Consider the following 19,569-nt stretch of genomic DNA (forward strand, 5'->3'; position numbering starts at 1 on the left):
TTAGCTCAGAAGCAGCCTTTTCGCCAAGCGTGACGGGCGCTTCATGCAGTGCGATCGCCGTTTCCAACAGGAAACGGGCGAATGCAAGGCGTGGCGTCGCGTAATACCCTGCTCAGTGCAGATCGGGCGCGAGCGCGGCAGGCACCGGGCCGGCCGCCATCTGCACCGCGTGGTGGGCGTAGACCGGCTGCGCCTCCACGATCGCGTAATTGGCGCGGTCGGCGAACAGAGCCTCGAGGATGCGGACATTCATGCGATGGCCGCCGCAATAGGAGCGGAACTCGCCGAGGATCGGATAGCCGGCGAGCGCGAGATCGCCCACCGCATCGAGGACCTTGTGACGCACGAACTCGTCGGCGTAGCGCAGGCCTTCGGGATTGATCACCTTGTCGTCGCCGATCGCGACGGTGTTGTCCAGCGAGGCGCCGAGCGCGAAGCCGGCCTTCCAGAGCTGCTCGACGTCGCGCATGAAGCCGAAGGTGCGGGCGCGGGAAATCTCGCGGGCATAGGCCTCGGGGTCGAGATCGAAGATCTTGCGCTGGCGGCCGATGGCGGGGGTGTCGAAGTCGATCTCGACATCGAGGCGGAAACCGTTCTCGGACGGAGCCAGCTCGGCGAAGGCGCGGCCTTGCTCGATCCGTACCGGGCGCAGCACCTTGAGGTAGCGGCGGGTCGCGCCGAGCGCGACGAGGCCGGTCGCCTCGATGGCAGCGACGAACTCGGCGGCGCTGCCATCCATGATCGGCATCTCGGGCCCGTCGATCTCGACCAGCACATTGTCAAGGCCAAGGCCGGCGCATGCCGACATCAGATGCTCGATCGTGGCGACGGAACCAGAGGCCTGGTCGCCGATCACCGTGCACAGCTCGGTGGCGCTGACCTTGTTGTGGCGAGCGTGGATCAGTTGCTCATGGCCGCCTTCGAGGCCCTTGCGCAGGAAGACGACGCCGGAATTCGCAGTGGAAGGCCGCAGGGTCAGGCAGGCGGGAGCCCCGGAGTGAACGCCGATGCCTTGCAGGGTCACGGGCGAGCGTAGGGTCGTCTGCCGTTCAGCCATCATACTCAGTATCCGTCTCGAGCGCGACGATCTTCGGGCCGGCGCCTTTCGGCGCAACCTGTTCGACGATCGACGCGGTTCCCTGATTTGCTAGCGAACTCGGGACTAATCCCGAATCCCCCTACCTAGTGATGCGCTGCAAGATACGCGCAGGCGCACTCGCTTCAAAATCACGCTTTCTTTCGCTCTGTAACAGAGGTTACAAAGCCAGAAAACCTTAACCATCTGATTGATGTTTATGGTTTTTTAGGCGTTAAAAAAGGCCCGGCGGAGGGTTCCGCCGGGCCGTTCGTTTAAACCGGTTGAACCGGTTCTTGCAACTCAGTTCGACTGGCGGCGTAGGAAAGCCGGGATCTCGAGCTGATCCTCTTCGGTGTTGCGCTGCGGCGCGGCGCGGCCGAGCTGATCGAGCTGGCCCTGGGCCGGACGGGTCGCCGGGGCGGGCGGACGGCGCATGAACTCGGCATGGGCGGCGCTGGGGCCGGCTGCCGGAGCAGGCGGAGCCTGGCGCGGGGCCGGAGCCGGCGGCGCCATCGGAACCTCGGCGTGCTCGTCCTCCTTGCGGCCGAAGCCGACCGAGGCCAGGCGCTGCATCAGCGACATGCGCTTCTGCTCGACCGAGGCCGGCGCGGGAGCCGGCACCGCGCCGCGGCTCTGCGCGATCTGGTGCTGGGCCGGCAGCGGCAGGTCCTCGACGCGTGGCATGCGGGTCGGGCGGATCACGGCGCGCTCGGGAACCGGCGGGATGAAGCTGTCCTCGTGATGCGGGATCGAGGTCTCCGGCATCGGAGCCTCGACGACCGGCGGGGCGACCATGGCCGGACGCGGCTGGGCCGGCTCGATGCGGACATCGGCGGCGAAGCTCGGGACCGGGGCCGGCACGGAGACACGGACCGGCTCCGGCATCACGGCCTCGGCGACGGGAGCCGGCATCGGCATCGGCGCCGGAGCGGCGGAGGTGCGGACGTTCGGGACGGCGGAGCGCAGCCGCGCCTCGGCCTTCAGCCGCTCGGCGACCTCGGCGATGCGGGCTTCGGTCGGGTCGAGCTCGCCCTGGGCGCTGATCGGCTTGTCGATGCCGGTCGCGACGACAGAGACGCGCATCGTGCCTTCCAGTGCCTCGTCGAAGGTGGCGCCGACGATGATGTTGGCCTCGGAGTCGACCTCCTCGCGGATGCGGGTGGCGGCCTCGTCGACCTCGTAGAGCTTCATGTCGCGACCGCCGGTGATCGAGATCAGCAGGCCGCGCGCGCCCTTCATCGAAACGTCGTCGAGCAGCGGGTTGTTGATCGCAGCCTGGGCGGCCGAGAGCGCTCGCTTCTCGCCCTGGGCCTCGCCGGTGCCCATCATCGCCTTGCCCATGCCGCGCATCACGGCGCGCACGTCGGCGAAGTCGAGGTTGATCAGGCCGGGACGGACCATCAGGTCTGTGATGCAGGCGACGCCGGAGTAGAGCACCTGGTCGGCCATGCCGAAGGCGTCCGCGAAGCCGGTGTTCTCGTTGGCGACGCGGAACAGGTTCTGGTTCGGGATGACGATCAGCGTGTCGACGGCTTCGTTGAGCTCGCCAATGCCTGCCTCGGCCATGCGCATGCGGCGCATGCCCTCGAACTGGAACGGCTTGGTGACGACGCCGACGGTGAGGATGCCCATGTCGCGCGCGACGCGGGCGATCGCCGGGGCCGCCCCCGTGCCGGTGCCGCCGCCCATGCCGGCGGTGATGAACACCATGTGGGCACCCGCCAGGTGATCGCGGATCTCGTCGATCACCTCTTCGGCGGCCGCGCGGCCGACTTCCGGCTGCGAGCCGGCACCGAGACCCTCGGTGACCTGGAGCCCCATCTGGATGATGCGCGGGGCACGGGAGAGCGCGAGCGCCTGAGCGTCGGTGTTGGCACAGACGAAGTCCACGCCGTCGAGTCCGGCCTCGATCATGTTGTTCACGGCATTGCCGCCGGCGCCGCCGACACCGAACACGGTGATCCGGGGCTTCAGTTCCCGGATGTCCGGGGCTTGCAGGTTCATCGCCATGATTGCCTCTTTCACTGTCTTGTCCGGCTCCTGGCGGGCCGTCCCGTCTTCCACGCCAGGGGCCTGAGCCCCGCTCTGCTCGTACTCACCCCGGTCCGCACTGGCCTTTCGGCAGCGCGGGCCGCAACTCTAGAAACTCTCGCGCAGCCAGCGGCCGACGCGGGAGAAGTAGCCGTCGTGCGCGTGGGCGAAGAAGGACGCCCCTGCCCGCGGCTCGAAATGTTCGACATGTGCGACCTGCGGATAGACCAGGAGGCCGACCGCCGCCGCAAAGGACGGGCCCTTGCCCGCTTCCGGCAGGCCCTTGATCCCGAGCGGGCGGCCGGTGCGGACCTGGCCACCGAGCACGCGCCGCGCCACTTCCGGCATGCCGGTGAGCTGGCAGGCGCCGCCGGTCAGGACGACACGCCGCCCGGCCTCGGCCGAGAAGCCGGCCGCCTTCAGCCGGTCGCGCACCAGTTCGAGGATCTCCTCGACGCGCGGCTTGATGATCCGGACCAGATGCGACTTCGACAGATGGTTCGGCATGTCGCGCTCGTCGTCGTCGACCTGCGGCACCGCGATCATGTCGCGCTCGTCGGAAGGGCTGGCGATCGCCGAGCCGTGCAGCGTCTTCAGCCGCTCGGCGGCGGAAACCCGGGTCGAGAGCCCGCGCGCCACGTCCATGGTGATGTGGTTGCCACCGACGGCGACCGCGTCGGCATGGGTCAGGTGCCCGCCGGAGAAGACACCGAGCGAAGTCGTGCCGCCGCCCATGTCGACCACGACGACACCCATCTCGGCTTCGTCGTCGACCAGAACGGAAAGGCCCGCCGCATAGGGAGTCGCGACCACCGCCTCGACCTCGAGATGGCAGCGCTCGACCGCAAGCATGACGTTGCGCGCCGCCGCGGCTTCCGAGGCCACGACATGCATGTCGACCGAAAGCGCCCCGCCGATAAGGCCGCGCGGATCGAGCACGCCGGGCGAGCCGTCGAGCGCGTAGCCGGTCGGCAGCGCATGCAGCACCGCCTTGCCGGGCCGGATCGCATGGGTCGCCGCCGCGGCGAGCACGCGCTTCACATCGGAGTCACCGACCGAGCCGCCGCGCAGGTCGACGCTGGCCTGGTAGTGCTGCGAGTTCAGGCGGCCGCCGGTCAGGTTCACGATGACGGACTGGACTTCGACCTTGGCCATGCGCTCGGCCGCGTCGACCGCGGCGCGGATCGCCCGCTCCGAGCTTTCGAGGTCGATGATCGCGCCGCCCTTCAGGCCGAGCGAGCGCTGGTGGCCGATGCCGATGATGCGTGCGACATGGGTACGTCCGCGCAGCCGCTCGTTCGCCTCGGCCGGGTTCAACTCGGCGATCAGGCAGACAACCTTGCTCGTGCCGATATCCAGAATCGACAAGGTCGCGCTCTTGCGCGACGACAGCGGCCGCATCCGCGGGGTCAGGCCTTGCGAGATCAAGCTCATGCCTCGCCGCCCTTCTTCTTGGTCTTGCTCTTGAGCTGCTCGAACCGCGTCGTCGCGGCTTCTTCGGTCAGGCGCATGGTCACGCGGTCAGGCTGGCGCATATCGATGGCGATCAGGTCCTTCTCACTGATTCGGAAATCCTGTTCGAGGCTTGCGAGGCGCTTCAGCGCAGCGCCGGCGCCCTGCTCCGGCAGCCGGATGTCAGCGCCGGTGTCGAGCTTCAGGTTCCAGCGACGGCCTGCGACCAGGCTGCCGGCCCGGATGCGAGAGCCGAAGGAGCCGGCCTCGCCGAGCAGCGTGATGTATTCCTTCGCCCTCTTGTTTGCGTCGGGGCCGACGACCAGCGGCAGATAGGCGAAGCGGCCATCGTCCATCTTGTCGATCACGGTGCCGTCCTGGGCGATCAGGAACAGCTCGCCCTTGACCTGCCAGAGCGCATAGGGCTCGCGCTCGGTCAGGCTGATCGAGATTTCGCCGGGATAGAGCTTGCGGACCGAGGCTTCGCGGATCATCGGCGTCGCCTCCAGACGCCTGCGTGCCTCGTCGGCATCGAAGAAGGCGAGCGAGATCTTCGGGTCGATGCCCGCCGCGACCAGCACCTCGATCTCGGAGAGCCCGCTCAGGCCCGAGATGGTGATGCGGTCGATGCCGAGCCCGACGAGCCGGGCGAGCGCATGCCGGGGCTCGCCATAATTCTCGCGGAAAGTTTCATAGTGACCGCCCAAGACCGCGCCGCTCACGCCCGCGAGGGCCAGGAAACCGATCGCCAGGAAGGAGCCGATGCCGCTCGGCAGCCGCTCGGCCAACGGCACGGCGACGGCGCTGCGGCGCGAGCCGCGGAACCAGCGGCGCGAGCGCTCGCCGACGAGGAGCTGCGGCCCCGTCACGCGCATCGGCAGGTTGGCCCCGGCGAACACCGGTTCCACCTTCACCGATTCAAGGAGGCGTCCTCGACGATCCATTTGACGAGCTCACCGAAGTTCATGCCCGCATGGGCGGCTAATTCGGGCACCAGGCTAGTCTCGGTCATGCCCGGCTGCGTGTTGACCTCCAACCAGACGAGCGTGTCGCTCGCATCGTCGTAGCGGAAGTCTGAACGGCTGACGCCGCGGCACCCGATTGCTTGATGCGCCGTTAACGCACACTCTTCGATTTGGCGGTAAAGATTCGGTAAAATTTGCGCCGGGCAGATGTGGATTGAGCCGCCTTTGGCATATTTGGCGTCGTAGTCGTAGAACTCGCCCGTCGCCGCCCGAATCTCGGTTACCCCCAAGGACTTGCCGTCCATCACCGCGCAGGTCAGTTCGCGCCCGGCAATGAAGGTTTCGGCCAGCATGGTCTCGCCGCAGGGCCAGTCCGTCCGGGCGATTTCCTGGGGCGGGTGCTCGCGGCCTTTCTTAACGATCACCACCCCGACCGACGATCCTTCGTCGATCGGCTTGATCACATAGGGCGGCGGCAGGACATGCCGTTTCGCCGCCTCGAAGCGCGAGACGCTGACGCCGTGCGCCACCGGCACGCCGGCCGCCGACACGACCAGCTTGGCCTTGTCCTTGCGGATGGCGAGCGCCGAGGCGAGTACGCCGGAATGGGTATAGGGAATGCCGAGGATCTCGAGCATGCCCTGGATGATGCCGTCCTCGCCGAAGCGGCCGTGCAGGGCGTTGAAGGCGACGTCGGGCTTCAGCTTCGCCAGCACCTCGGCGACATCGCGGCTGACCTCGACGCGCGTGACGCGATAGCCGACGCCTTCCAGCGCCCGAGCACAGGCCGCGCCGCTGCTGAGGCTGACCTCACGCTCGACGGACCATCCGCCCATCAGCACTGCGACATGCTTGCTCATCAAGGTTCCTGACACCGAACTCCTGGGTCCGAACCTGATCCGACATGGTTAACGACGCGTTAACGAAGGGCGCTGCCGGTTAATGACGAGCCGGCTGTTGCACGCCGGACTCACTCCCCTTCCCCGGCAGCGACCTTGGCCAGCAGCGCCTTGAGTTGCTCGCGCTCCGCCGGGCTGAGCGCCGAGATCAGCGCCGCTTCCGTCGCCACATGCGAGACGACGAGCCGCTCGATCAGCGCAAAGCCGTCAGCCGTGAGCACAATGCGCAGGCTGCGACGATCCTGTGGATCGGCCTGCCTTGCGATCAGCCCGCGCTTCTCCAGCCGGTCGAGCCGATTCGTCATCGCCGAGGTCGAGAGCATCATGTCCTTGGCGAGCTCGGACGGGGTCAGCGAGCCACCCTGCTCGCCCTGGCGGCGCAGGGTCATCAGCACGTCGAAGCCGGCGAAGTCGAGATCCTCGCCGACGAGATTGCGCCCGACGCCGAGGCGGACCCGCTCAGCAGCGCGCCAGATCGCGCCGCAGACCGCCATCGGGCTCGGGTCGAGGTCGGGCCGCGCCCGCCGCCATTGCGCCAGGATCGAATCGAGCGGGCCGCCCTGCCCGGCTTCGTCAGCTTGACTCATGGAAATCCCGCGCCTAATTATCCCGTATCAAATAATTCGATATCGAATTATCTTAGATCAAGTAATCCTACCTGACTGCAAACCACGATGCAAAGGGAGGCCGCCATGGCCGACAGCAAGACCCGCATCCTGTTCGCGACGATCCTGGCACCCATCCTCTGGGGCTCGACCTATGTCGTCTTCACCCAGACGCTTCCGGTCGAGCATCCGCTGTTGGTCGGTGCGCTACGCGCTCTGCCCGCCGGCATCCTCCTGATGCTGCTCGGACCCGGCCTGCCGCCGCGCGACAAGCTCCTGCCGCTCGCCATCATCGGCTTCGCCAATATCGGCCTGTTCTTCGGCATGCTCTTCCTCAGTGCGTCGCGCCTGCCGGGCGGGCTCGCCGCAACGCTCGGCTCGATGCAACCGCTGATCGTCGCCTTCCTCGCCTGGCCGCTGCTGCTGCGCAGGCCGCGCCTAGGACAAGTCATCGCCGCGCTCGCCGGCACGATCGGCGTCGGCCTCCTGGTGATCGACGACAGCGTGAAGCTCGACGCGATCGGCGTCATCGCCGCGCTGATCGGCGCCGCCTCGATGGCGACCGGCACCGTCTTGATCGAGCGCTGGGGCAAGGTCGGCACGCCGCTGGCGCTCGCCGCCTGGCAGCTTACCCTTGGCGGACTGCTGCTCCTGCCGGTTGCGCTTCTGGTCGAGGGCCTGCCGCCGGTTCCGACGGTCCGCAACCTCGTCGGCCTGAGCTATCTCGTGGTGATCGGCACCGCCTTCGCCTACTGGCTCTGGGTGCGCGGTATCGCCACGATCGGCACGGGCGTCGCCTTCCTCAGCCTGCTCAGCCCGCTGGTCGCGACCTTCCTCGGCGCTGCCCTGCTCAACGAATGGTTCAATGCCCAGCAATGGCTCGGCATCGCCATCATCTTCGGCTCGACAGTCGCAGGTATCATGCTGTCACAGCGCATGCCGGCGCAAACGCCGGCTCCCACTCAGGCAGCGACGCCGAACCGCTTGATCTCCCAGTGCAATTCGTAGCCTGAATTGTCCTTGACCCGGCGGCGGACCTCTTCGCCCAGCCCCTCGATATCGGCGGCGCTCGCGCCGCCGGTGTTGATCAGGAAGTTGCAGTGCATCTCCGAGACCTGCGCCCCGCCGATGCGCAGCCCGCGGCAGCCGGCGGCATCGATCAATTGCCAGGCCTTGCCGCCTTCGGGGTTCTTGAAGGTCGAGCCGCCGGTGCGCTCCTTGATCGGCTGCGCCGCCTCGCGCGCCGAGGTCACCCGGTCCATCTCGGCGAGGATCGCGGCCTGGTCGCCCGGGCGGCCCTGGAACAGCGCAGAGGTGAAGATGATGTCGGCGGGCGCGGTCGAATTGCGGTAGCTGAAGCCCATATCGGCATGTGAGAACGTCACGATCTCGCCCTTGCGGGTGACGCCGCGCGCCTCGACCAGCACGTCGGTGGTCTCGCCGCCATGCGCGCCGGCGTTCATCCTGAGCGCACCGCCGATGCAGCCGGGAATGCCGCGATAGAAGGCGAGCCCGTCGAGCGAGGCATCGGCCGCGGCGCGCGCCACCTTCACGTCCGGAACGGCCGTCCCAGCGCGCAGCCGGTCACCGTCCTGCAGGCTGATCTCGCCGAACGCCTTGCCGGCGAGGCGGATGACCACACCGGGAATGCCGCCATCGCGCACGATCAGGTTCGAGCCGAGACCGACCACGGTGACCGGGATCTCGGCCGGAAGCTTACCGAGCAGATAAGCGAGATCGGCCTCGTCGGCCGGGGTGAACAGAATTTGCGCCGGCCCGCCGACGCGGAACCATGTCAGCCCCGCCATCTCCTGATTGGCGAGCAGTCGCCCGCGCAGGTCCGGCGCCGCGGCGCGAATGTCGGGGGTGATGTCTTGGAAAGGCATGAGCTTACCCGCGCGTCTCCTTCTCCCCTCGGGGGAGAAGGTGGCCCGGCGAAGCCGGGTCGGATGAGGGCCGCCCGGCGAGACCGACATATTCGGTGATCTCGCGCAGAACGAATTCGAGGTTTCCTAGAACCCGCTCGTTCGAAAAGCGCAAGACCCGATAGCCCTCGCTCCGCAGAAAGGCATCGCGGCGCCGATCCCGCTCGCGCGCTTCATCTGTTTCATGGGGCTCGCCGTCGAGCTCGACGATCAACCGATGCTCAAAACAACAGAAATCCGCGATGAAAGGGCCGATCGCCAGCTGGCGCTTGAACTTGAGGTCTGCGAAGCGGCGGTTACGGACCGCCTGCCAGAAGGCGGCCTCGGCGCGCGTTGGTTCTTGGCGCTGATCGCGAGCGAAGGAGAGAATGTCGGTCGTGTTCTTGCGCTCCACGACCGGCCCTCATCCGTCAGCGCTTCGCGCTGCCACCTTCTCCCCCGAGGGGAGAAGGAAGAGAAGCAAGCTCCCCCGGCAGGGCATAGGCCCATTGCGTGATGTTCCCCGCCCCGAGGCAGACCACGTAATCGCCCGGCCCGGCCAGCTCGGCGACCATGCCGGCGAGCTTGTCGGAGGATTCCAGCGGCAGCGTATGGCGATGACCGCGCGCCTTGATCGCCGCCACCAGCGAGTCGCGATCCGCACCCGCGATCGGCTGCTCGCCGGCGGCATAGGTGTCGGCGATGATGACCGAATCCGCGTCGTTGAAGCAGGCGGCGAAGTCGGCGAACAGGCTCGCCAGGCGGCTGTAGCGATGCGGCTGCATCACCGCGATGACCTTGCCCTTGGTCGAGGCGCGTGCCGCCTTGAGCACGGCGGCAATCTCGACCGGATGATGGCCGTAATCGTCGAAGATCAGCGCGCCGTTCCACTCGCCGGTCCTGGTGAAGCGGCGCTTCACCCCGCCGAAGCCGGCGAGCGCGGCGCGGATCTGCTCGACCGGCACGCCGAGATCATAGGCGACAGCGATCGCGGCAGTGGCGTTGAGCGCGTTGTGATGGCCCGGCATCGGCATGACGAGATCGCGCACCACCTCGTCGCGGCCGGTCTTGCGGTCCCGAATCAGCAGCGTGAACTTCGCCTGCCCGCCGGAGAGATCGATGTCGATCAGACGGAAATCGGCCTGCGGGTTCTCGCCATAGGTGACGACGCGGCGGTCCTCGATCTGGCCGACGAGGCCCTGCACCGTCGGATGGTCGATGCACATCACGGCGAAGCCGTAGAAGGGCAGGTTCTCGACGAAGGAACGGAAGGCCGCCTTGATCGCGTCGAAGGTGCCGAAATGGTCAAGGTGCTCGGGGTCGATATTGGTGATGATCGCGACATCGGCCGGCAGCTTCAGGAAGGTTCCGTCCGACTCGTCGGCCTCGACCACCATCCAGTCGCTTTCGCCCATGCGGGCATTGGTGCCGTAGGCGTTGATGATGCCGCCATTGATCACGGTCGGGTCGAGCCCACCCTTCTCGAGCAGAGTCGCGACCAGCGAGGTCGTCGTCGTCTTGCCGTGGGTACCGGCGATGGCGACGCAGGATTTCAGCCGCATCAATTCGGCCAGCATCTCGGCGCGGCGCACCACCGGCAGGCGCTTCTCGCGCGCCGCCATCAATTCCGGATTGTCGCGTTTGATCGCGGTCGAGACCACGACGACCTCGGCCTCGCCGATATTCTCGGCCTTGTGGCCGACGAAGGTCCTGATGCCCTTCTCGGCGAGGCGCTTGACGTTGGCGCCGTCGGAGGCATCCGAGCCCTGCACCTCGTAGCCGAGATTGTGCAGGACTTCGGCGATACCGGACATGCCGATGCCGCCGATGCCGACGAAATGGATGGAGCCGAGCTTCGGCGGCAGCTTCATGATGTATCGCGTCCTGAGATGATCAGCCTTGGGCGGTCTGCAGCACGAGCCGCGCCAGGCGGTCGGCCGCATCCGGTATGCCCGCGCTCTTGGCCGCCAGAGCCATCGCCGTCAAGCGCTGCGGCTCGGCGAGGAGCGTGGAAAGCTCGGCGGCGAGGCGCCGCGGCGAGAAATCGTTCTGCAGGATCGTCATCGCCCCGCCCGCCCTGGCGAGCACGCCGGCATTGGCAGCCTGGTCCTGGTCGAGCGAGCCCGGCAGCGGCACCAGCAGCGACGGCCGGCCGATAACCGTGAGCTCCGCGACGGTCGAGGCGCCGGAGCGTGCGACCACCAGATGCGCCGCCGCCATCCGCGCCGGCAGGTCCTTGAAGAACGGCGCGAGTTCGAACTTGATGCCGAGCGACGAATAGATTTTCCTGACACGCTCATCGTCCTCGGAGCGCGCCTGTTGGACGACCGACAGGCGGCTGCGCTCCTCCGCCGAGAGCAGCTGAACCGCCGGCGGCACGATATCGGCCATCACCCGCGCGCCCTGGCTGCCGCCGAAGACGAGGAGGTTGAGCCGACCTTCCGGTTCGGCATAGGGCGAGGCCGCCTCGAGCACCGCCGGCCGCACGGGATTGCCGACCTGCGAACACTTTGCCGCCTGTTCCGGCGTCAACCCACCGACCTCGGCGAAGCCGGTGGCGATCGCCTTCACCCGGCTGGCGAGGAAGCGATTGGCACGGCCGATCACCGCGTTCTGCTCGTGCAGGAGTGTCGGCACGCCCATCAGCGCCGCCGCGAAGACCGGCGGCACCGTTGGATAGCCGCCGAAGCCGACGACGATGGCGGGCCGCAACTGCTTGATCGCCTGCCGTGCCGCGAGCCCGCCGCGCAGCAGCACCAATGCCGCCTTCGCCATCGCGATCGGCGATTTGCCGGAGGGGGTCGCTGCCGGCACGGCGTGGATCGATTCCGCCGGGAAGTTGCCGGCGTATTCGGCGGCGCGCGTATCGGTGATCAGCGCGACCCGAGCGCCGGCTCGGTGCAGAGCGTGGCTCAGCGCCTCAGCCGGGAAGAGATGCCCGCCGGTGCCGCCCGCGGCGAGCACGACGAGCGGCGCCTGTCCGCCAGCGTTCACGAGCGCCGCCCCGGCTCGCCGAAGCTTTCGGCGCGCGGTCGCTTGCGCGTCAGCGCCAAAAGGAAGCCGGTGCCGAGCGCCAACGAGATCAGCGAGGAGCCGCCATAGGAGATGAACGGCAAGGTCATGCCCTTGGCCGGCATCATGTGCAGGTTCACCATCATGTTGATCGCCGCCTGGATGCCGAAGAGCAAAGCAAGGCCGGTGACGCCGAGCCGGACGAACGGGTCTTCGGCGCGCTGCGCCACGAACAGCGCTCGGAGCACGATGATCGCGAAGAGCAGCACCAGCACCATGCAGACGACGATGCCGAATTCCTCGGCCGTCACCGCGAAGATGAAGTCGGTATGGGCGTCCGGCAGGATGCGCTTCACCGTGCCCTCGCCCGGGCCCTTTCCGAACCAGCCGCCCTGGGCGAAGCTTTCCAGCGCCGTGTCGACCTGGAAGGTGTCGCCCGAGCCCTTGTCCATGAAGCGCTCGATGCGGGCGCGGACGTGCGGCACGAGTTCATAGGCAATGAACAGGCCCACCGCGCCGATGCCGCCCAGCCCCATCACCCAGAACCAGTGCAGCCCGGCGACGAAGAACAGCCCAGCCCAGACCAGGGTGATCAGGATAGTCTGGCCGAAATCGGGCTGCAGCACCAGCGGCACGATGGTGATCGGCAGCAGCAGGAAGGCGAGGATCGTACCGGGCAGATCGGGGCGGCGATGGCCTTCGGAGAAAGCCCAGGCGGCAAGCACGACGAAGGCCGGCTTGAGGAATTCGGAAGGCTGGATCGAGCCGAGCGGCCCGAGCGTCAGCCAGCGCTTGGCGCCTTTGACCTCGACGCCGAAATAGAGCGTGCCGACGACGCCGGCGAGCGAGAGGACGAAGATGACCAGTGCGATGCGGCGCACCTGGCGTGGCGCCAGCAGCGATGTCGAGAGGAAGATCGCCAGCGCCACCAGCAGATAGACGACCTGGCGATTGACGAAGTGGAAGGTCGAAAGGCCCAAACGCTCGGCGACCGGCGGCCCGCCGGCCATCAGCAGCACGACGCCGGAGACCATCAACGCCACCAGCGTCGTCAGGATGACGCGGTCGATCGACCACCACCAGCGGCCGCTCAGGCTCGGTTCTGCGCGCGAGACCATCGTTCACAAGGCTCCGTACGGGCGGGCAGATCGAGGCGCCCGCTCCGACGAATCACTCTGTCAATGAATGGTTAACCGATTGATTCCGATCGTCGGCTTGTCGGGACGCAAAGCACCATTGCCAACAGGCGGATCAAGTCTCGGGATAGGGCGTCCCGTCCTTGTGCAGGAAGCGGCCGTCCCTGCTCGGGCTCATCATGTCGATGTCGGAGCAGGTGATCACGTCGTCCGCAGAGCGGCTGCCGACTTCCAGATAGACCGCGACCGCATCCGAACGGTTGATCATGTGGTGGCCGTTGCCGCTGTTCCCGGCGAAGGCAGCGCAATCGCCGGCGCGCAGCAGCGTCTCGCCCTCATCCTCGACCAGGACCAGCTCGCCTTCGAGCAGATAGACGAACTCGTCCTCATGCGAATGCCAGTGTCTCTGGCTTGACCAGCCGCCCGGCGGCAGCCGCATCAGATTGACGCCGAAATCGGTCAGGCCGCCGGCATTGCCGAGCCGCTTGCGGATGCGCTCGGCGCAAGGCGCATCGAAGGGCTTCGGATAGCCCGAGCCCTTGCGCTCGGGAACAGTTGCGACATCGATCTTGGGCATGAAGATCTCCCCAGTACAGGGAACTCCGCCGCAAAGCGGGCCCCTAGGCCAGCGCCGCGACGCGCTCCACCTTGATCTCGTCTTCATGGGCGCGGGCCTCGACCAGATCATAGGCCGCCTGCATGCGCAGCATCGTCTCGGCCCGGACACCGAACGCCTTTTCGAAGCGGATCGCCATCTCGGCCGACAAGGCAGCCTTGCCGTTCAGGAGATTGCTCATGGCCTGCCGCGTCACGCCCAGTTTCTCGGCCGCTACGGTCACGCTTAAGCCATAAGACTCGACGATTTCGGTCCGTAGCCACGCGCCGGGATGCACGGCGAAGCTCGAATGAAGCTTGATGGCCATCAGTGATAATCCTCCAGATCGATATCCTCGATCATGGCTTCGGATTCAGTTCAACTTTCCTCCGCCGTCATTCCGGCCGCAACCAAGCGGAGCGCCGGAATGACGCAAACTGAATAGCAAAAGCCTACCGCGCTGCGATCGCCTCGAATCCCGGCAGCGCCTTGACCAGCGCCCTGAACGCGTCGCCACGGACCTCGAAATTCGGGAACTGATCGTAGGAGGCGCAGGCCGGCGAGAGCAGCACTGCGATCTCGCCGCTCCCCTGCTGCGCCAGCGCCGCCTTGGTCGCGGCGGCAACCGCAACGTCGAGCGTGCCGCTGCGCTCGTAAGCGACGCGGCCGTCATCGTCGAAAGTGCCGGCGAAGAGGTCGCTCGCCGCGCCGATCAGATAGGCGCGGGCGATGTTGGGAAAATAGCGCCGCAGCGACTCGATCCCGCCTTCCTTGGCCTTGCCGCCGAGAATCCAGAAGATCTCGCGGAACGATGTCAGCGCCTTCTCGGTGGAGTCAGCATTGGTTGCCTTGGAATCGTTGATGAAGACGACGCGGCCGATGCGGCCGAGCTCCTCCATCCGGTGCTTCAGCCCGGGATAGCTCTTGAAGCCGGCGGCGATCTCCTCGGCCGTCAGGCCGAGCGCCGCGCAGGCAGCAAAGGCAGCCGCGGCATTCTGGGCATTGTGGCTGCCGCGCAAGGAGCCGATGCCCCCGAGATTGGCGACGACCCTGGGCTTGCCGTCCTTGACTTCGACGATCCGGGTATCGAGTTGGCCGGCATTGGCGGTGACGCCAGCGAAGACACCTTCGTCGAGCGGCTGCTCGCCGCTGATCTTGACCAGAGGTTTGCCGGAAGCTGCGCGCCGGCGCGCCATCTGCTTCGACGGCTCGTCGTCGACGCCGATCACCGCGATGTCGGAGGCTGCGACGAGCCGCTCCTTGATCGCACCATAGGCTTCGAAGGTGCCGTGCCGGTCGAGATGGTCCGGCGTCAGGTTCATCTGGATGCCGACGCTCGGCTTGATCGAAGGCGCGAGATCGATCTGGAAGGTCGAGCACTCGACGACATGGATGCGATTATCGGCCGGCGGCTCCAGGGCCAGCACGGCGGTGCCGATATTGCCGCCCATCTGCACGTCGCGGCCGGCCGCCTCCAGCACATGCGCGATCAGCGCCGTGGTCGTCGACTTGCCGTTCGTGCCGGTAATGCAGACCGCGGGCGCGGCGGGCGCGATCTTCGCCCGCTCCAGGAAGAACAGTTCGATGTCGCCGATCACCGGGACATCAGCCGCTTTCGCCTTCTCGACTGTCCAGTGCGGCGCCGGATGGGTCAGCGGCACGCCGGGTGAAAGCACGAAGGCGGCAAAGCCCGACCAGTCGGTGCTGGCAAGATCGACGACGGAGAGCCCCTGGGCCGCAGCCTTGTCGCGGCTCGCCTGGTTGTCATCCCAGCAGGCGAGCTTGGCGCCCCCGGCAACAAGCGCCCGCGCCGTCGCAAGCCCCGAGCCGCCGAGGCCGAACAGCGCGAGCGTCTTGCCCGCATAGACCGTGACGGGTGTCATCAACGCAGCTTCAGCGTGGCGAGGCCGACCAGCGCCAGCACCACCGAGATGATCCAGAAGCGGATCACCACCTGCGGCTCGGTCCAGCCCAGCTTCTCGAAATGATGGTGGATCGGCGCCATCAGGAAGACGCGCTTGCCGGTGCGCTTGAACACCGCGACCTGGATGATCACCGAGAGCGCCTCGACCACGAACAGGCCGCCGACGATGGCCAGCACGATCTCGTGCTTGATTGCGACCGCGATGGTGCCGAGCATGCCACCGAGGCCGAGCGAGCCGGTATCGCCCATGAAGATCTGGGCCGGCGGCGCATTGAACCAGAGGAAGCCGAGCCCCGCCCCCATCATCGCGCCGCAGATCACCGCGAGCTCGCCGACGCCGGGGACATGGTGAATCTGCAGGTAGTTGGCGAAGATGGCGTTACCAGCGAGATAGGCGATAAAGCCGAAAGTGCCGGCCGCGATCATCACCGGCACGATGGCGAGCCCGTCGAGCCCGTCGGTCAGGTTCACCGAATTGCCAGCGCCGACCACGACGAAGGCGGTGACGAGCGGGAACAGGATGCCGAGCGGAATCATCCATTCCTTCAGGAACGGCAGCGCGAAGCCGCTGGCGATCGCCGGCGGGCTGACCTGCATGATCGCCGTGCAGGCGGCGAGCGCGATGATGATCTCGAGGCCGAGGCGCGCCTTGCTGGAGAAGCCCTTGTGGGACTGCTTCGTCACCTTGAGGTAGTCGTCATAGAAGCCGATCGCGCCGTAAGTCGCGGTGACCCCGAGCACGATCCAGACGTAAGGGTTGCGCAGGTTGCCCCAGAGCAGCGTCGCGACAAACAGCCCGGTCAGGATCATCAGCCCGCCCATGGTCGGCGTGCCGCGCTTGGCGAGATGCGATTCCGGCCCGTCGGTGCGGATCGGCTGGCCCTTGCCTTGCTTGATCCGGAGCCAGGAGATCGCTGCCGGTCCGAAGAAGAAGACGAAGAGCAGCGCCGTCGCCGTCGCCCCGCCGGCACGGAAGGTGATGTAGCGGAAGACGTTGAGGATCGGGAACGACCCCGCGAACTCGGCAAGCCAGACCAGCATCGAACCTTGTTCCCTACTCAGTCGTCGGCCTGGACGACCGGAAAGCGAGCCGTCATCGCCTTGACGATCGGCCCCATGCGCGTACCGAGCGAGCCCTTCACCGTGACGACGTCGCCGGCGCGGACGGCATCGAGCACATAGGGCTCGAGGTTGCTCGCCTGTGCGGCATAAGCGCCGCGGCGGTGCGAAGGCAAGGCGTCGTAGAGGGATCTCATCAGCGGGCCACAGGCGAAGACGAGGTCGATCCCGTTGCCGGTGACCGCGTCGGCGAGCCCCTTGTGCAGCTCCGGTGCGGTTTCGCCGAGCTCCAGCATGTCGCCGAGCACGGCGATGCGCCGGCCTCGGCCGGCGACCGGCATGCGGCCGAGATTTTCGATCGCAGCCCGCATCGAGGCCGGGTTGCCGTTATAGCTCTCGTCGATCAGCGTGAACGGGCCGGCCGGCGCATGCAGCACCTGCCGCGCGCCACGCCCCGACGGCGGCGTCAGGTCGGCGAGTGCCAGCGCGGCCAGAGCCAGATCGGCGCCGAGCGCCTCGACTGCCGCCAGCACGGCGAGCGAGTTCAGGACGATGTGCTTGCCCGGGCTGCCGAGCTTGTAGGTCACCGCCCGGCCCATGACATTGGCTTCGGCGGTCGAGACATCCGGCTTCAGCGCGCAGCCGAGCAGCCGCACATCAGCGGCCTCGCTCTCGCCGAAGGAAATGACGCGCCCTGCCCCGGCGGCCAGCGCTAGCTCGCGCAGCAGGCCGGTCTGCGGGATGTCGGCATTGATGATCGCCGTTCCACCCTGCTTCAGCCCACCGAAGATCGCCGCCTTCTCGCGGGCGATCCCTTCCAGCGACCCGAAAGCGGCGAGGTGCACCGGCTGGATCGTGGTGATCACGGCGACGTCTGGCTGGACCATCTTCGTCAGCGGCAGGATCTCGCCGGGCGCGTTCATGCCGATCTCGTAGACGCCGTAGCGGACATCGCGCGGCGTCCTGGTCAGCGTCAGCGGTACGCCCCAATGGTTGTTGTAGGAGGCGACCGGCGCATGCGTCTTGCCCTGGCGCGACAGCACCAGCCTGAGCGCCTCCTTGGTCCCGGTCTTGCCGACCGAGCCGGTGACGGCGACGACCCTGGCGGTCAGTTCCGCCCGGCGCGCCATGCCGGCCCTTTCCATGCCGCGGAGCACATTGGGGACGATCGCAAGCGGCGCATCCGCTGGCAAGGAACCGGCATGCGCCTCGTCGACCACCGCAAGCGCCGCGCCCTTGTCGAGCGCCGCCGCGACAAAATCATGCCCGTTGCGGGCCTCGCCGGTGATCGCGAAGAAGGCGTCGCCCGGCTCGAGCGTGCGCGTATCGATCGAGGCGCCGGTTACGGCGGCCGGCAAAGGCCCTTGCGAACGGGCGCCCATCGCCTCGATCAGGCGCGCGCCGGTCCACAGCGGTTCGGTGGTCATCCCCGTCTTCCCCCAGCCAATGCCGCGATCGCCTCGCGGACCACCTCATGGTCCGAGAACGGCAACTTCCGATCGCCAATGATCTGGCCGCTTTCATGGCCTTTTCCGGCAACCACGAGGACATCCCCATGCTGCAGCATCGTGACGCCGGCCATGATCGCCTCGGCCCGGTCGCCGATCTCGCGCAGGCGTTCCGGCGCCGCCGCCAGCACCTCGGCGCGGATCGCCGCCGGATCCTCGCTGCGCGGATTGTCGTCGGTGACGATGGCGATGTCGGCGCCATCGGCGGCGATCCTGCCCATCAGCGGGCGCTTGCCGCGGTCGCGGTCGCCGCCGCAGCCTAGAACGCAGATCAGCCGGCCGCTGGCATAGGGCCGCAAGGTCTTCAGCACCGCCGCGAGCGCATCGGGCTTGTGGGCATAGTCGACCACGACGAGCCCGCCATTGTGCTCACCCACACGGTCGAGCCGGCCCGGAACCCCCTTGAGCCCGGCAATGGCCGCCACGCTGGCCGTCGCATCCTCGCCCGTCGCGATCGCGAGCCCGGCCGCGACCAGCGCATTGCCGGCCATGAAGTCGCCGACCAGCGGCAGCAGCACCTCAGTCTTGGCGCCGTCGACCTCGACCGTCAGGCGCTGCGAGAAGCCCTCGCGCGCGACGTCGAGCAGTTTCAGGCGGTCGCCTTGCCTGCCGATCCCAATCACGGAATGGCCGCCGGCCTTCGCCGCCGCCTCGGCCTTGTCGGCATAGGGCTCGTCGCGGTTGATCACCACCGGCGCGCCGGCGGGCAGCAACGTCCAGAGCCGCAGCTTCGCCGCAAGGTAGTCCTCGACGCTCGGATGATAGTCGAGATGGTCGCGGCCGAGATTGAGGAAGGCGCCGGCCGCGAGCCGGACGCCGTCGAGGCGATGCTGGTCGAGCCCGTGCGAGGAGGCTTCCATCGCAAGATGCGTGACGCCCTCGCCCGCCAGTTTGTCGAGCGAGGCGTGCAGCGAGAGCGGGTCCGGCGTGGTCAGCGAGCCGTAATCGGCGCCAGCCTCGGTGACGATGCCGATCGTGCCGACGCTCGCTGCCTTGCGGCCGAGCGCCATGAAGATCTGGCGGCTGAATTCGGCGACCGAGGACTTGCCGCTGGTGCCGGTGACGGCGACGACGGTGCCCGGCTGGCGCGGATGCACCTTGGCCGCCGCCAGCGAGAGGGCGAGCCGGGGATCCTCGACCTGGGCATAGGCTATCCCGGCCGGCAAATCGGCAGGGCGCGGCCCGCCGGCGACGATCGCGATCGCCCCGCGCTGGACGGCGTCAGTAACGAAGCGGGCGCCATCGGCCTTGGCGCCGGCGAGCGCGACGAAAGCTTGGCCGGGCGCAACCTTGCGGCTGTCGAAGGCGACGCCGCTGACACGGCGCTCGCCCACTTCAGCGAAGGCTCCCGGGAAAAGTAGGTCGAGGCTGAAGCCGGTGTCAGTCACAAGAGCGTATCCT

At 67.5% G+C, this 19,569-nt stretch carries 18 protein-coding genes; 1 reads left to right on the forward strand and 17 read right to left on the reverse strand.

Translation table 11 applies throughout. The annotated features are described in order from the left end of the window. Positions 1 to 112: 112 nt before the first annotated feature. The 6 genes from lpxC to ACQKLX_RS21870 form a co-directional block, all read right to left on the reverse strand. On the reverse strand, positions 113 to 1,060 hold the full coding sequence (lpxC, locus tag ACQKLX_RS21845; protein WP_427363661.1) for a UDP-3-O-acyl-N-acetylglucosamine deacetylase: 948 nt from the start codon (positions 1,058 to 1,060) through the stop codon (positions 113 to 115). Positions 1,061 to 1,378: 318 nt separating this feature from the next. Beyond that, positions 1,379 to 3,088 carry a cell division protein FtsZ gene (ftsZ, locus tag ACQKLX_RS21850; protein WP_427363662.1) on the reverse strand — a complete coding sequence of 570 codons (1,710 nt, stop codon included), beginning with the start codon at positions 3,086 to 3,088 and terminating at the stop codon, positions 1,379 to 1,381. A gap of 129 nt (positions 3,089 to 3,217) precedes the next feature. Further along, positions 3,218 to 4,543, reverse strand: coding sequence for a cell division protein FtsA (ftsA, locus tag ACQKLX_RS21855; protein WP_427363663.1), 1,326 nt, complete (start codon positions 4,541 to 4,543; stop codon positions 3,218 to 3,220). Further along, positions 4,540 to 5,469, reverse strand: a complete 930-nt coding sequence (locus ACQKLX_RS21860; protein WP_427363664.1) for a cell division protein FtsQ/DivIB — start codon at positions 5,467 to 5,469, stop codon at positions 4,540 to 4,542. Before ACQKLX_RS21860 ends, ftsA begins: the two co-directional genes overlap by 4 nt. A gap of 2 nt (positions 5,470 to 5,471) precedes the next feature. Further along, positions 5,472 to 6,386, reverse strand: a complete 915-nt coding sequence (locus ACQKLX_RS21865) for a D-alanine--D-alanine ligase (protein ID WP_427363665.1) — start codon at positions 6,384 to 6,386, stop codon at positions 5,472 to 5,474. A 110-nt stretch (positions 6,387 to 6,496) separates the two neighbouring features. Continuing rightward, positions 6,497 to 7,012: a MarR family winged helix-turn-helix transcriptional regulator gene (locus ACQKLX_RS21870; protein WP_427363666.1), complete on the reverse strand. Its 516-nt coding sequence runs from the start codon at positions 7,010 to 7,012 to the stop codon at positions 6,497 to 6,499. A 105-nt stretch (positions 7,013 to 7,117) separates the two neighbouring features. On the opposite strand from ACQKLX_RS21870, the gene ACQKLX_RS21875 reads away from it, so the two are divergent. Then, complete coding sequence (locus ACQKLX_RS21875; RefSeq protein WP_427363667.1) at positions 7,118 to 8,038, forward strand: DMT family transporter; 921 nt, start codon at positions 7,118 to 7,120, stop codon at positions 8,036 to 8,038. On the opposite strand, the gene murB is transcribed toward ACQKLX_RS21875, so the two are convergent. The 11 genes from murB to ACQKLX_RS21930 all read right to left on the reverse strand — a co-directional run bounded on the left by murB (position 7,993) and on the right by ACQKLX_RS21930 (position 19,556). Then, positions 7,993 to 8,916, reverse strand: a complete 924-nt coding sequence (gene murB, locus ACQKLX_RS21880; protein ID WP_427363668.1) for a UDP-N-acetylmuramate dehydrogenase — start codon at positions 8,914 to 8,916, stop codon at positions 7,993 to 7,995. The genes ACQKLX_RS21875 and murB overlap by 46 nt on opposite strands. 4 nt (positions 8,917 to 8,920) lie before the next feature. Continuing rightward, a complete protein-coding gene (locus ACQKLX_RS21885; protein WP_427363669.1) occupies positions 8,921 to 9,349 on the reverse strand; it encodes an endonuclease domain-containing protein in 429 nt (142 codons plus the stop codon). Between the two features lie 16 nt (positions 9,350 to 9,365). Continuing rightward, a complete protein-coding gene (murC, locus tag ACQKLX_RS21890; protein WP_427363670.1) occupies positions 9,366 to 10,805 on the reverse strand; it encodes a UDP-N-acetylmuramate--L-alanine ligase in 1,440 nt (479 codons plus the stop codon). A gap of 22 nt (positions 10,806 to 10,827) precedes the next feature. Beyond that, positions 10,828 to 11,928: an undecaprenyldiphospho-muramoylpentapeptide beta-N-acetylglucosaminyltransferase gene (gene murG / locus ACQKLX_RS21895; RefSeq protein ID WP_427363671.1), complete on the reverse strand. Its 1,101-nt coding sequence runs from the start codon at positions 11,926 to 11,928 to the stop codon at positions 10,828 to 10,830. Then, positions 11,925 to 13,064 carry an FtsW/RodA/SpoVE family cell cycle protein gene (locus tag ACQKLX_RS21900; protein WP_427363672.1) on the reverse strand — a complete coding sequence of 380 codons (1,140 nt, stop codon included), beginning with the start codon at positions 13,062 to 13,064 and terminating at the stop codon, positions 11,925 to 11,927. The genes murG and ACQKLX_RS21900 overlap by 4 nt, the downstream gene beginning before the upstream one ends. A gap of 133 nt (positions 13,065 to 13,197) precedes the next feature. Further along, positions 13,198 to 13,659 carry a cupin domain-containing protein gene (locus ACQKLX_RS21905; RefSeq protein ID WP_427363673.1) on the reverse strand — a complete coding sequence of 154 codons (462 nt, stop codon included), beginning with the start codon at positions 13,657 to 13,659 and terminating at the stop codon, positions 13,198 to 13,200. Positions 13,660 to 13,702: 43 nt separating this feature from the next. Then, complete coding sequence (locus ACQKLX_RS21910) at positions 13,703 to 14,005, reverse strand: HigA family addiction module antitoxin (RefSeq protein ID WP_427363674.1); 303 nt, start codon at positions 14,003 to 14,005, stop codon at positions 13,703 to 13,705. 124 nt (positions 14,006 to 14,129) lie between these two features. Next, the gene (gene murD / locus ACQKLX_RS21915) at positions 14,130 to 15,560 is read right to left on the reverse strand and encodes a UDP-N-acetylmuramoyl-L-alanine--D-glutamate ligase (protein WP_427363675.1); all 1,431 of its coding nucleotides are present in this window, start codon (positions 15,558 to 15,560) and stop codon (positions 14,130 to 14,132) included. Beyond that, positions 15,560 to 16,642, reverse strand: coding sequence for a phospho-N-acetylmuramoyl-pentapeptide-transferase (gene mraY, locus ACQKLX_RS21920; protein ID WP_427363676.1), 1,083 nt, complete (start codon positions 16,640 to 16,642; stop codon positions 15,560 to 15,562). Before mraY ends, murD begins: the two co-directional genes overlap by 1 nt. Positions 16,643 to 16,659: 17 nt before the next feature. After that, positions 16,660 to 18,087 carry a UDP-N-acetylmuramoylalanyl-D-glutamyl-2,6-diaminopimelate--D-alanyl-D-alanine ligase gene (locus ACQKLX_RS21925; RefSeq protein ID WP_427363677.1) on the reverse strand — a complete coding sequence of 476 codons (1,428 nt, stop codon included), beginning with the start codon at positions 18,085 to 18,087 and terminating at the stop codon, positions 16,660 to 16,662. Beyond that, positions 18,084 to 19,556: a UDP-N-acetylmuramoyl-L-alanyl-D-glutamate--2,6-diaminopimelate ligase gene (locus ACQKLX_RS21930; protein ID WP_427363678.1), complete on the reverse strand. Its 1,473-nt coding sequence runs from the start codon at positions 19,554 to 19,556 to the stop codon at positions 18,084 to 18,086. The genes ACQKLX_RS21925 and ACQKLX_RS21930 overlap by 4 nt, the downstream gene beginning before the upstream one ends. Positions 19,557 to 19,569 lie beyond the last annotated feature (13 nt).

The sequence above is a fragment of the Allobosea sp. NPDC003192 genome, assembly GCF_050275675.1.
Classification (GTDB): Bacteria; Pseudomonadota; Alphaproteobacteria; order Rhizobiales; family Beijerinckiaceae; genus Allobosea.